Genomic DNA, 13,227 nt, shown 5'->3' on the forward strand with positions numbered 1-13,227 from the left:
CCCCGCCTGTCGGCGGAACCGGGTCCGACTCGTCGCGGTACTGCGACCACGCCGCGGTCCCGGTCGACTCCGCATCCGGGTCCACGGGCGGAATCGCGCGGGTCGGCGGGTCGGCCGGGGTGGCGTCGATCGGTTCGGTGGGCGGGTCGTCGGATGCCGCGTCGGAGAACCGCTCGGTCTCGGGACCAGTGAACTGCTGGGTCTCCGGGTCAGGGAACCGCTCGGTCTCCGGATCGGAGTCTCCGCGGGACCCCTCCCGCGGGCCGTCAGGCCCAGCAGGCCCGGTCACCGCCCCACCGCCTCGGTCGGGGTCTCGGTGATACGCCCGTTCGCGAGCACGGGGACCGCCTTCCGGATGCTGGTGACCTCGTCGTCGTCGACATCCACCACCAACAGTCCCTCGCCGGGGGCCGTGACCTCGTCGCGCACCGCACCGTCCGGTCCGACGAGCATCGAGTGGCCAACGCCCGTCGGGGCGCCGCGCTTGACCTCGCGACCCACGATCTGCGGATCGGCCTGGTCCACGGCGAGCAGGAACGTGGTCGCGTCCAGCGCGCGGGCGCGGGCCAGGAGCTGCCACTGCTCGACCTTGCCCGGCCCCGCGCCCCACGACGCGCTGCACAGGGTGATCCGCGCGCCGTCCGCGGCGAGCTGCCGGTATTGGCCGGGGAACCGGATGTCGTAACAGACGCTCAGTCCGATCCCCACGCCGTCGACCGTCACGACGCGGGTGGTGTCTCCGGGCTCGACGGTGTCGGATTCGGCGAACCCGAACGCGTCGAACAGGTGGATCTTGTCGTAGCCGAGGTGGAGGTCACCGCTCGCCTCGCCGTCGGCCGCGCCGCCCTCGCCCGCGTCTCCGGTGACGAGGAGGGTGTTGCGCACCCTGCCGCCCTCGCCGGGCGTGAACATGCCGACGACCACTACGACTCCGTGCTCGCGCGCCGTCGCAGCGACCGCCGAGGCCCACGGACCGTCGAGGGGTTCGGCGATCTCGTCCAGCCGGCCCGCGCCGAACGCCCGCATCGTGGCCTCGGGGAACACCACGATCCGCGCCCCCTGCGCCGCGGCGGCCGCGACCTCCTCCCGGACGAGCCGGAGATTGTCCTGCGGGTCGGATCCGGACAGGATCTGGGCGGCGGCGATACGCACGGGCGGGCCTCCTCGTCGTGGGCTGGGACGCTGTCGACGGTACCCGTCCGAGGCGCCGCCTACTCCCCCGCCGGTCGCGCAGGATCTCCTGCCCCTTCGCCGAGGTGATGAACTCCAGGAAGCGCTGCGCGTCCTCCGCGTGCGGGGCACCCGCCAGAACGCCTCCGCCGGAGAGCGAGACGAACGACTCCGGGCCGCCGTTGCGGAAGTAGTGCTGGCCCACGTTCTGCGACGACTCGCCCGTGCCGGCCTGGTCACCGAAATAGTAGTAGTGGTAGATCACTCCGCCGTCGATCTCGCCCGCGTTGACGGCGGCGAGGATCGGCTTGTTCCCCTTGTAGGTGGCGAATGTGCCGTCGGGCCCCTCGAGAGACTCCAGCCAGGTGCGGGTCGCGTCCTCACCGCTCAGATCGAGGGACGCGGAGACGATCGCCTGAAAGTCGGCCCCGGCCGGGGCCGCGCCCCACTTGCCCTTCCACCGGGGGCTCGCCAGGTCGGCGAAGGACGTCGGCAGCTCGGCCTCGTCGACCGTGTCCTTGTTGTAGACGAACACGGCCGAGCGGGCGGCGATACCCACCCAGTCGCCGCTCGAGGGGCGGTACTGCTCCGGCACCTGCTCGAGCGTGCGGTCGGCCACGGGCGCCAGGAGACCTTCTCGGGCCACCATCGAGATGGCGGGCGAGTTCTCCGTCAGGTACACATCCGCCTCGGAGGCGTCACCCTCGGTTACCCAGGTCGAAGTCGCTGCCGTTACGCAGTTCCACCTCGACGCTCGCGGGCACCCTCACTGCCTGTGGGCTGTCCGGTGGTAGCGACGATGCGCTCGTCGCCTTACCTCAACGTTCGTCGGCATCCCGTTCGTGACGGGGCCGCCACACCACCACCGAGGTGGAGCGGGGCACGTGCACGAGTTCGCCCGAGTGCGCCGCCCGACCGCCTCGTTTCCCCAGTTCGGACACCTCCTCGAGCAGTTCGCTGACGCGGCTGCGCAGCGCGTCGACCTGGTTGGTCAGTTCGATGATCCGCTTGATACCGGCGAGGTTGACGCCTTCTTCCTGGCTGAGTCGCTGCACCTCCCTCAGCATCGCGACATCGCGCAGTGAGTAGCGGCGGCCGCCGCCCCGGGTGCGTTCGGGGGTGACGATCCCGAGCCTGTCGTAGGTGCGCAGCGTCTGGGCGTGCAGCCCCGACAGCTCCGCGGCCATGGAGATCACGAGCACGCTGTCGTCGGGACCGAGGTCCTCGACGTCCAGCCGGGGGCTCATGCCGACCCGGCCCAGCCCGACCGCGGATCGAAGCCTGCCGCGCGGAGCGCCTCGTCGTATGCGGCGAGTTCGGCTTCGGCCATCCCGGCGGGGGGCGTGGCCACCCGGAGCGTGACCTTGAGGTCGCCGGTTCCGGACTTGCGTGCGATGCCCCGGCCTCGCACCCGCAGGATCTGGCCGTCCCGCGATCCGGCGGGGACCTTGACGGTCACCCGGCCGGTCAGGGTCGGGACGGACACCTGTGCACCCTGCACGAGCTCGGGATAGGACACGGGCAGGTCGACCAGCAGGTCCGCGCCGTCGCGCTGGAAGACCGCGTCCTTCTGTACGGTCACCGTGACGTACAGGTCGCCGGAGGGCGCGCCCCGGAAGCCGGCCTCGCCCTGTCCGGAGAGCCGGATGCGCTGGCCGTCGGAGACCCCCGCCGGCACCTTGACGTTAATCGTGCGGGTGCGGTCGGTGACGCCACTGCCTCCGCAGTCGGTGCACGGGTCGTCGATCTTGGACCCGGTACCGCCGCAGTCGGTGCAGGGCTCGGCGAAGCCGAACGCACCCTGGGTGCGCTGGGTGACGCCGGCGCCGTGGCAGGTGCCGCACACCTTGGGGCTGGTGCCGGGCTTGGCGCCGCTGCCGTGACAGGTCAGGCAGGGCGACGCCGAGGAGAGCTTGATCTGGACGGTCTCACCGAGCGCGGCCTCGCGGAACGAGAGCGTCAGCGCGGTCTCCACGTCCTGGCCTCCGCGCGGGCGCTGCGCCCGGGACCGACCGGTTCCGCCGCCGCCGGCGCGTCCCTGGTTGAACAACCCGCCGAACAGGTCGGAGAAGCCTCCGGCCCCGCCGGCCGGTCCGCCGCCGCCGAACAGGTCACCGAGATCGAAATCGCTGGTGGTGGTGTAACCGCCGCCTCCGGGCGGGCCGAAGCCGCCGAACCCGCCCGAGGAGACCTGGGCGCGGAACTCGTCGTACTCCTTGCGCTTGGCCGGATCACCGATGACGTCGTTCGCCTCGCTGATCCGCTTGAACTTCTCCTCGGCCGCAGTGTTGCCCGGGTTGGAGTCCGGGTGATTCTCGCGGGCGAGCTTGCGGTACGCCTTACGGATCTCGTCCTGCGTGGCGGTCTTGGAGACGCCCAGCTCGGCGTAGTAGTCCTTCTCGACCCATTCGCGCTGGCTCACCAGACGCCTCCTTTCTGTCCTGCTTTGTAGTTAGTTTCTCAGGTCTGCCGGGGTGTGCAGGTGCGGTCCGCCTGATGCGGGCCGCACCTGCACGTGCCGGTCGCCTCTGTCAGCGGACGATGACCATCGCCGCGCGCAGGGTGCGATCGCCCATGCGGTAGCCCTTGCGCAGGACGGTGCCGAGCACGGGCTCGCCGCCGTCGGACTCGTCCTGCACGGCCTCGTGCAGGTTCGGGTCAAAGGGGTCTCCCTCCTCGCCGAACTGCTCGACGCCCTGGCCCGCAAGGAGCGCGACCATCTTGTCGGCGAAGGCCTTGAGCGGCCCGTCGGCCAGGTCGCCGTGATCGCGGGCGCGGTCGAGATCGTCCACCACGGGGAGCAGCTCGGAGAGCAGCCCCGCGCGGGCGGCCTCGATGCCGGCCGTGCGCTCGCGGTCCATGCGTCGGCGGTAGTTGGCGAACTCCGCCGACACCCGCTGTAGGTCGGCGGTGCGCTCGTCGAGCTGCGCCTGCAGCCCTGTCGACGCCTCGTCGACGATCTCGCCCTCGAGCGCACCGTCCCCGCCGGCCGCGGCGGCCTCAGCCGCCGCGGCCTCGTCGGCCACCTCGGCGGCGTCGACGGTCTCGGCGTCGGCACCGGCCCACGCGGCCTTGTCGGTCTCCGGTCCGTCAGCGTGGGGCGAGGTCACTTGGAATCGCTCCCGGTCTCGTCCTCGTCCACGACCTCGGCGTCCACGACATCGTCGTCAGCCGCGCCCGCGGACGGGCCCTCTCCGGCCTCGGCACCCTCGGCCGCGGAGGCCTCGTAGATCGCCTGGCCGACAGCCTGTGCCTCGGTGTTGACCTTCTCGACCGCGGCCTTGATCGCGTCGACGTCCGACCCCTCGAGCGCGGTCTTCGCCTCGGCGATGGCCGCCTCGAGCGAGGTCTTCTTGTCCGCCGGGATCTTGTCCTCGTTCTCCGAGACGAACTTCTCCGTCTGGTAGACCGTGGACTCGGCCTGGTTGCGGGCGTCGGCCTCCTCGCGGCGCTTGGCGTCCTCGGCGGCGTGATCCTCCGCATCCTTGATCATCTGATCGATCTCCTCCTTGGACAGGCCGGAGCCGTCCTGGATCACGATCGTGTTCTCCTTGCCGGTGCCCTTGTCCTTGGCGGTGACGTGGACGATGCCGTTGGCGTCGATGTCGAAGGTCACCTCGACCTGCGGCACGCCACGCGGGGCGGGGGCGATGCCGGCGAGCTCGAACGAGCCGAGCAGCTTGTTCTGCGCGGCCATCTCGCGCTCACCCTGGAACACCTGGATCTGCACCGACGGCTGGTTGTCGTCCGCCGTGGTGAAGGTCTCCGAACGCTTGGTCGGGATGGTGGTGTTGCGCTCGATGAGCTTGGTCATGACGCCACCCTTGGTCTCGATGCCCAGCGACAGCGGGGTCACGTCGAGCAGGAGCACGTCCTTGACCTCGCCACGGAGCACGCCGGCCTGCAGCGCGGCGCCCACTGCCACGACCTCGTCCGGGTTGACGCCCTTGTTGGGCTCCTTGCCCCCGGTGAGCTCCTTGACCAGGTCGCTCACGGCCGGCATACGGGTCGAGCCGCCGACCAGCACCACGTGGTCGATCGTGGAGACCGAGATGCCGGCGTCCTTGATGACGGCCTGGAACGGGTTGCGGCAGCGATCCAGCAGGTCCTGGGTGATCTTCTGGAACTCCGAGCGGGTCAGCGTCTCGTCCAGGAAGAGCGGGTTCTTGTCGGCGTCGACCGTGATGTACGGCAGGTTGATCGAGGTGGACTGCCCCGAGGACAGCTCGATCTTGGCCTTCTCCGCGGCCTCACGCAGACGCTGCAGGGCCATCTTGTCCTTGGTCAGGTCGATGCCGTTCTGCGCCTTGAACTTCTCGACGAGCCAGTCGACGATCCGCTGGTCCCAGTCGTCGCCACCGAGGTGGTTGTCGCCCGAGGTCGCGCGGACCTCCACGACGCCGTCACCGATGTCGAGCAGCGAGACGTCGAACGTACCGCCACCGAGGTCGAAGACCAGGATGGTCTGCTCCTTGTCGGCCTTGTCCAGCCCGTAGGCCAGGGCCGCGGCGGTGGGCTCGTTGACGATGCGCAGGACGTTGAGCCCGGCGATCTGGCCGGCGTCCTTGGTGGCCTGACGCTGGGCGTCGTTGAAGTAGGCCGGGACGGTGATCACCGCGTCGGTGACGTCCTCACCGAGGTAGGACTCGGCGTCCCTCTTGAGCTTCTGCAGCGTCCGGGCGCTGATCTCCTGCGGGGTGTAGGTCTTGCCGTCGATCGGGTCCGACTTCCAGTCGGTGCCGATGTGGCGCTTGACCGAGCGGATGGTGCGGTCGACGTTCGTGACCGCCTGGTTCTTGGCTGGCTGGCCGACCAGCACCTCGCCGTTCTTCGCGAAGGCGACCACCGACGGGGTGGTGCGCGACCCCTCGGCGTTGGCGATGACCTGGGCCTCGCCGCCCTCGAGGACCGCGACCGCCGAGTTGGTGGTGCCGAGGTCGATACCGACTGCACGTCCCATGGTGAACTCCTTACCGTTCCAGAGATTGATGACTGTTCTTCAGCGACCCCGGCTCAAGTCCGGGTCCGGTCGCTCCACAGTTCGACTCCCAGAGTGCCCGCCGATGCCCGGCGAGTCAACCTTAGTTGAGCCTGAGCCGCTGAGGTTTGACGTCCCGTACAACTGATCCGCGCAGGATTCCATTCCGGAAGTGAGGTAACTCACACTCAGACTTGAGCAGAGGCGACGCATGTTTCTCGACCAGAGGTGCGCATGATCGTCGCGTCGGATAACGCCCACCTGCCGATGAAGGCACGCAGGTGCCGCGAAGGAAGAAAAGAAGAGAGAAAACAGGACGACGACGACAACATCGGTGTTGTCGTCGTGGTCCTGTACGCCGTCACACGGTGGAACGGCTCCGTCACACGGTGGAACGGCTCCGTCACACGGCGGAACGGTCCCGCCGCCCGGCAACGCGTTTCAGTCGCCCGGCGGGACGGCCCGGCGTCCGCCAATCAGTGCCGACTCATCCGAGAATCCGGATCAGATGACGCCCTGGGCGAGCATGGCGTCGGCGACCCGGCGGAACGCGGCGATGTTGGCGCCGGCGGCGAGGTCGCCCGGGACCCCGTACTCGTCGGCAGTCGCCGCGGCGGTCGCGTGGATGTTGGTCATGATGCGGTCGAGCTCGGAATCGACGCGCTCGAAGTCCCACTGCAGACGGCCGGCGTTCTGGCGCATCTCGAGACCACTGGTGGCCACCCCACCGGCGTTGGCCGCCTTGGCGGGGCCGAACAGGATGCCGCGCTCGTGGATCACCTCGACGGCCTCCTCGGTGCAGGGCATGTTCGCGCCCTCGGCGATGAGGCGGCAGCCGTTGTCGGCGAGGCGGCGGGCGTCGTCACCGTCGAGCTCGTTCTGGGTGGCACAGGGCAGGGCGATATCGCAGTCGACCTCCCACACGTTCTTGCCGTGGAAGTAGGTGCAGTTGCCGCGCTCTTCGGCGTAGGCCGACAGGCGCTCGCGGCGCACGTCCTTGATCTCCGAGAGGAGGTCCAGGTCCAGGCCGTCCTCGTCGAGGACGTAGCCCTGGGAGTCCGAGCAGGCCACGACCGTCGCGCCGAGCTGCGAGGCCTTCTTGGCGGCGTACAGGGCCACGTTGCCGGAACCCGAGACCACGACGCGCGCACCCTCGAGACTGTACTTGGTGTCCTGGAGCATCTCGCGGACGAAGTAGACCAGGCCGTAGCCGGTGGCCTCGGTGCGCGCCCAGGACCCGCCGTAGCCGACGCCCTTGCCGGTGATGACGCCGGCCTCGTTGCGGCCGGTGATCTTGCGGTACTGGCCGTACAGGTAGCCGATCTCGCGACCGCCGACGCCGATGTCGCCGGCGGGCACGTCGAGATCCTGGCCGATGTGGTGCGCGAGCTCCGCCATGAACGACTGGCAGAAGCGCATGACCTCACCGTCGGACTTGCCGTGCGGGTCGAAGTCCGAGCCGCCCTTGCCGCCGCCCAGGCCGAGGCCGGTGAGAGCGTTCTTGAAGATCTGCTCGAAGCCGAGGAACTTCAGGGTGTCCTCGTCGACGGACTTGTGGAAGCGCAGGCCGCCCTTGTAGGGCCCGAGGTCCGAACTGAACTGGACGCGGCAACCGCGCTGGACCTGGATGACGCCGTTGTCGTCGACCCAGGGGACACGGAAGGAGACGACCCGCTCGGGCTCGATGATCCGCTTGAGGATCCCGCCCTCGACGTACTCGGGGTGCTGCTTCACCACAGGGGCGAGCGATTCGAGGACCTCGTGGACCGCCTGTCGGAAGAGGGCCTGTCCGGGATTGCGGCGCACAACGGTGTCGAGAGCTTCGTGGAGTGCGGCGTCAGCGTCGGACATGGGACCTCCGGTCTATGTGAGTCAGTACACGACGCGTACGTCGTTGCAGACCCGTACGTCATCGCCGAAGAGGCAGCCTACTGCCAGAAGTCCGAAATCTCCGACTCAGGTCACTCTGAGAATTCGGGAATTTAATCCCACTAATCACACGTGTCCCACTGGACTCAATAATCACAACTCCGTAATCTCGTGTCCACCAGGTCGACCTCTCCAGTCGCACCACCGTGGAAAACGGAAGGCCACCATGCGCATCACCTCGAAGCTCGCCGCCCTGGGAGCAGCCGCGGCACTCGTCGCCGCGGCCGCTCCCGCCGGCGCCGCACCCACCACCGCTCCCCCGGCGACCGCGCCGCTCGCCCAGGCGGCGCTCCCCGCCCTCACCGAGACCATCGCACCCCAGTTGACGTCGCTCGTCGAGGCGCTCGAGCGTGATCTCGGCCTCACGCCGGAGGAATTCCTCGAGCAGGCGGGCATCGGCGAAGCCCTGGCGAAGGCGCGGCCCGGATGGGAGAACGAGTTCCGCGCCGCGTTCGGTGGCGTGTGGCTCGACGACGACGGCACCGGAACGGTCGGCGTCCTCCCGGGCGAGATCGGCGACGAACTCCGCACCGAGGCCACCGAGGCCGGGTTCACGGTCAAGGACGTGGCGTTGACCACAGACGAGCTCCAGGCCCGCGAACGACAGGTCGGCAAGATCGTCGAGGGCATGCCGACCCACATGAGTGATCTCGTCACCGGGATCCGCATCGATCCCACCCGCAACGCGGTCGTCGTGACCACCCGCGGCGGCGACGCGGCCACGCTCGGGAACATCGACAACCGGCTGCACGACCTCGCGATCGTCGACATGGTCGACGCCCCGAGCCCCGACGGCGACACCGCGCCGTTCGGAAGTGAGGGTGGCCAGACCGGGTCGAACGGCGAACCCACCGTCGACGGCATCGAACCGGCCATCACCGCCGACGGCCGTGCGGGAACCGGCACCGAGGGTCCCGGCACCGGGGACGACGGCACCACCGGCGCCGACACCGGCTCGCTCGGCAGCCTGGCCCTGCTCAACCAGGCCGGGGTCATCCCCGAGGGACCGATGCGCACGATCGTCGACCTGCTCTCCGGTCTCACCACCGGCACCGGGTCGATCATCGACGGCATGAACGAGATCGTCCCCAACCCCCAGCCCCAGACCACCGACGGCCGCTCCGGCGCCCCCGCCGGTGAGCCCGCCTCGGGCCCCGTCGTCGGCGGCACCGCCTACAAGGTCGGCGTGCCCGGCGGTGTGCTCGAGTGCTCGACCGGGTTCAACGGCGTTCTCGACGGGAAGCCCGTCGTGATCACGGCCGCCCACTGCGCCGGCGAGGACGGCACCCGCGCCGCGTTCGCCGACGGTCAGCAGTTCGGCACCATGGCCGGCACCAAGCGCGACGGGATCGACACCTCGCTCATCGCCGTCGACGAGGCGTTCGCCGACCGCTTCACCAACAACCTCGTCGGCACCGACCGCGGCGCCACACAGCCGATCACCGGCACCGCCGAGCCCGTCGTGGGACAGAAGGCCTGCAAGACCGGCTTCCGCACCGGGTTCTCCTGCGGCACCATCTCGCAGGTCGACTCCCTGATCGACGTGGCCGGCACCCGCACCATCGACGGTGCCTTCACGGTGGACCTGTGCGCCCTCCCCGGCGACAGCGGCGGTGTCGTCTTCTCCGGTGACCGTGCTCTCGGCATCTCCAGCGCCTCCAACGTCGCCGACTCCGGCACCTGCGCCGACGCCGCCGCGTCGTCCCGGGCCGCGGGTTTCACCCCGCGCCTGTCCGCGGTCCCGATCTCCGATGTGCTGGCCGCCCATCCCGGACTGGAGCTGCGGACCAGCTGACCATCTCCGGCACCACACCACGCGGGCCCCGTTCCGCGAGTGGGAAACCCTCAGGTTAGGGCGACCTCAACTCGTGGAACGGGGCCCGCGTGACATACCTTTGAGTTCAACACTGTCGACGGACCCTATAGAGGTATAACGAGTCCGTACGTCGAGGAAGTGCGACGAAAGGCCGCGAACCATGTCAGGCGTGACCATCACCCTCGGGACGATAGGCGTCCTGCTCAGTCTGTTCTGCTGGGCATCCTTCATCGGTGGGGTCTCCACCATGGTCCGGAGCATCATGCTCGGCCAGAAGGACAGCTTCAACCGCTTCGGCCCGGTGTTCTCCCGGCTGAAGAACGTCATCGTCGAGGTGGGCATCCACACCCGGATGGCCCGCAAGCGATCCGTGGGCTTCTTCCACTGGTTCGTCATGATCGGCTTCCTGCTGGGATCGATCGTCTGGTTCGAGGCCTACATCCAGACGTTCAACCCGCGCGGCGGCTGGCCGTGGCTGTCCGATCAGGCCTGGTGGCACGCGATCGACGAGTTCCTGGGCCTGGGCACCGTCATCGGCATCACCGCGCTGATCATCATCCGCCAGATCAACCAACGCCGAGGCCTCAACCGGTTCACCGGATCGGACCTCAAGGCCGCCTACTTCGTCGAGGCCGTGGTGCTCGTCGAGGGTCTCGGCATGATCTTCGTCAAGGCCGGCAAGCTCGCCCTGCTGGCCGAGGACGGTCACCACTTCCACTGGGCCACCGACTGGGTGTCCGGACCGCTCTCGACCATCCTGCCCGCGAACGAGCTCATGGTCTCGATCTTCGCGCTGGTCAAGCTGCTCTCGGGCATGATCTGGCTGTACGTCGTCGGCCGCAACATCACCTGGGGCGTCGCCTGGCACCGCTTCGCGGCGTTCTTCAACATCTACTTCAAGCGCGAGGCCGACGGCCGCACAGCGCTGGGCGCGCTCAAGCCCATGACCATGGACGGCGTCCCGCTGACCATGGAGAAGATCGAGGAACTCACCGAGGAGAACGAGGACTTCGAGCCCAAGCTCGGCGTCGGCGCCATCGAGGACTTCTCCTGGAAGGGCTGGCTCGACTTCTCGACCTGTACCGAGTGTGGCCGCTGCCAGGAGCAGTGCCCCGCCTGGAACACCGGAAAGCCGCTCAGCCCGAAGCTCATGATGATGTCGCTGCGCGACCACGGTGCCGCCAAGGCCCCGTACCTGCTCGCCGGCGGCAGGACCGTCATGGGTGAGGAGGTCGGTCTGATCGACGCCGAGGGCAACCCGGACGAGAAGAAGCTCGGCAAGATCCCCGAGGCCGCCCGCCTCGAGGCCCAGCGTCCGCTGGTCGGCGCCACGACCGCCGACGTCTCCGAGGACCCGATGGCCGCCGGCATCATCGATCCCGAGGCCCTGTGGTCCTGCACCACCTGTGGTGCCTGCGTCGAGCAGTGCCCCGTCGACATCGAGCACGTCGACCACTTCGTCGACATGCGCCGCTACCAGGTGCTCATCGAGTCCGAGTTCCCGACCGAGCTCGCCGGACTGTTCAAGAATCTCGAGAACAAGGGCAACCCCTGGGGCCAGAACAACGCCGGTCGTGACGAATGGATGAAGTCGCTCGACTTCGACATCCCCGTCATCGGTTCCGACATCGAGGACTTCTCCGATACCGAGTACCTGTTCTGGGTCGGCTGTGCGGGCGCCTTCGAGGACCGCGCCAAGAAGACCACCCAGGCCGTGGCCACCCTGCTGCACACCGCCGGCGTGAAGTTCGCGGTTCTCGGCCAGGGCGAGACCTGTACCGGTGACTCCGCCCGCCGCGCGGGCAACGAGTTCCTGTTCCAGATGCTCGCCGAGCAGAACATCGAGACGATCAACAACGCGTTCGACGGTGTCCCCGCCAAGCAGCGCAAGGTCGTCGTGACCTGTGCCCACTGCCTCAACGCGCTCAAGAACGAGTACGGCGAGCTGGGCGGCGACTACCAGGTCGTGCACCACACGCAGCTGCTCAACCGTCTCGTGCGGGACAAGCTCCTCGTGCCGGTCGCCCCGATCGACGGCACCGTGACCTACCACGATCCCTGCTACCTCGGCCGCCACAATCAGGTGTACGAGGCGCCGCGCGAGCTCATGGACGGTTCGGGTGTCACGCTCAAGGAGATGCCCCGTCACGGCCAGCGCTCCATGTGCTGTGGCGCCGGTGGCGCGCGCATGTGGATGGAAGAGACCATCGGTAAGCGCATCAACATAGACCGCGTCGACGAGGCCCTTTCCACCAAGCCCAGCAAGATCGCCACGGGCTGCCCGTTCTGTCGCGTGATGCTCTCCGACGGTGCCACCGCCCAGACGAGCGGCACCGAACTCGAGGACCAGGTCGAGGTCGTGGACGTCTCCCAGCTCCTGCTGGAGTCGGTGTCCCGCGGTGGTGACCTGCCCGAGCCGCGTGAGCCGTCGTGGCTCGAGAAGCCGCAGCGCGAGAAGACCACGGCGCAGAAAGAGGCCGAGGAGGCCGAGCGCAAGGCTGCCGAGGCCGAGAAGGCCGGGGCCACCGCCACGGCGGCGCCCGCCGAAGCCGCCCCGGATAACGAGGTGACCGACAAGGGCGAGGGCGCCGAGGTGGCCGCCGCCGGTACCGCCGGTGCAGTCAGCGCCGCAGCGGCGGGCGCGTCCGTCGCCGATTCGAAGGGCGCGCCCAAGTCGGGCGGCCTCAAGCTCGGTGGCGGCGGCAAGGCGCCCGGTGGCGCCAAGGCCCCGGGGGGCGCCACGGCTGTGGGCGCCGAGGCCCAGTCCGAGGTCAAGGACGCCGAGCGCACCGAGGAGACCCGAGAAGCGGCCCGGGGCGAGGCTCCGGCCACCACCGGAGCGGCCAAGGGCGCACCGAAGTCGGGCGGGCTCTCGCTCGGCGGCGGAGCCAAGGCTCCCGGCGCGCCGAAGGCCCCGGGCGGGGCCAAGGCTCCCGGTGCGCCGAAGGCTACCGCTCCGGCTGCTGTGGCGCCCGCCGAGGCCGAGACGGGATCGGCCAAGCCCGCCAAGCCGACCGTCGGCCTGGGACTGAAGGGGGGAGCCAAGGCTCCCGGTGCTCCCAAGGCTCCGGCCGCTCCGGCGACCGAGGAGCCGACGAAGCCCGAGGCTCCGGCCGAGGCTCCCGAGTCCGCCCAGGCGGAGCCCGCGAAGGCCGAGTCCCCTGCCGACGCCGCCGACGAGGCACCGGCCTCGGAGGCCCCGGCAAAGCCGGCTGCGGGCGGGGCGATCCCCCGGTCGAAGAAGTCCGGCGGATACGGCCTCTCGCTCGGCTGACCGACGAGACAACGCGACCGCGGCCCGTGATCAGGACTTCTGATCACGGGCCGCGGTCGT

At 69.3% G+C, this 13,227-nt stretch carries 8 protein-coding genes and 2 pseudogenes; 2 read left to right on the forward strand and 8 right to left on the reverse strand.

Annotation, left to right across the window (positions count from 1 at the left end; genetic code table 11):
• The 8 genes and pseudogenes from OPF83_RS16785 to gdhA all read right to left on the reverse strand — a co-directional run.
• Positions 1 to 289, reverse strand: a pseudogene (locus OPF83_RS16785) (hypothetical protein); the annotation flags it as partial.
• Positions 286 to 1,152 carry a carbon-nitrogen hydrolase family protein gene (locus OPF83_RS16790; protein WP_264888788.1) on the reverse strand — a complete coding sequence of 289 codons (867 nt, stop codon included), beginning with the start codon at positions 1,150 to 1,152 and terminating at the stop codon, positions 286 to 288. The gene OPF83_RS16790 and the pseudogene OPF83_RS16785, both read right to left, overlap by 4 nt.
• A gap of 124 nt (positions 1,153 to 1,276) precedes the next feature.
• Positions 1,277 to 1,852: pseudogene (locus tag OPF83_RS16795) on the reverse strand (extracellular solute-binding protein); the annotation flags it as partial.
• 136 nt (positions 1,853 to 1,988) lie between these two features.
• Positions 1,989 to 2,417, reverse strand: a complete 429-nt coding sequence (locus OPF83_RS16800) for a heat shock protein transcriptional repressor HspR (RefSeq protein ID WP_264888790.1) — start codon at positions 2,415 to 2,417, stop codon at positions 1,989 to 1,991.
• Positions 2,414 to 3,592 (reverse strand): molecular chaperone DnaJ, encoded by a 1,179-nt coding sequence (gene dnaJ, locus OPF83_RS16805; RefSeq protein WP_264888792.1) that lies wholly within the window; start codon positions 3,590 to 3,592, stop codon positions 2,414 to 2,416. The genes OPF83_RS16800 and dnaJ overlap by 4 nt, the downstream gene beginning before the upstream one ends.
• A gap of 109 nt (positions 3,593 to 3,701) precedes the next feature.
• Positions 3,702 to 4,280: a nucleotide exchange factor GrpE gene (grpE, locus tag OPF83_RS16810; protein ID WP_264888793.1), complete on the reverse strand. Its 579-nt coding sequence runs from the start codon at positions 4,278 to 4,280 to the stop codon at positions 3,702 to 3,704.
• Positions 4,277 to 6,130 (reverse strand): molecular chaperone DnaK, encoded by a 1,854-nt coding sequence (gene dnaK / locus OPF83_RS16815; protein ID WP_264888794.1) that lies wholly within the window; start codon positions 6,128 to 6,130, stop codon positions 4,277 to 4,279. Before dnaK ends, grpE begins: the two co-directional genes overlap by 4 nt.
• A gap of 522 nt (positions 6,131 to 6,652) precedes the next feature.
• On the reverse strand, positions 6,653 to 7,999 hold the full coding sequence (gene gdhA / locus OPF83_RS16820) for an NADP-specific glutamate dehydrogenase (protein WP_264888795.1): 1,347 nt from the start codon (positions 7,997 to 7,999) through the stop codon (positions 6,653 to 6,655).
• Positions 8,000 to 8,243: 244 nt separating this feature from the next.
• Here gdhA and OPF83_RS16825 point away from each other — a divergent pair, with 244 nt between their 5' ends.
• Together OPF83_RS16825 and OPF83_RS16830 are read left to right on the forward strand one after the other, a co-directional pair.
• Positions 8,244 to 9,872 (forward strand): S1 family peptidase, encoded by a 1,629-nt coding sequence (locus tag OPF83_RS16825; protein ID WP_264888796.1) that lies wholly within the window; start codon positions 8,244 to 8,246, stop codon positions 9,870 to 9,872.
• A 181-nt stretch (positions 9,873 to 10,053) separates the two neighbouring features.
• Complete coding sequence (locus tag OPF83_RS16830; protein WP_264888797.1) at positions 10,054 to 13,167, forward strand: (Fe-S)-binding protein; 3,114 nt, start codon at positions 10,054 to 10,056, stop codon at positions 13,165 to 13,167.
• Positions 13,168 to 13,227: the final 60 nt, after the last annotated feature.

Source organism: Dietzia sp. NCCP-2495 (assembly GCF_026011735.1).
In the GTDB taxonomy this organism is placed as follows: domain Bacteria; phylum Actinomycetota; class Actinomycetes; order Mycobacteriales; family Mycobacteriaceae; genus Dietzia.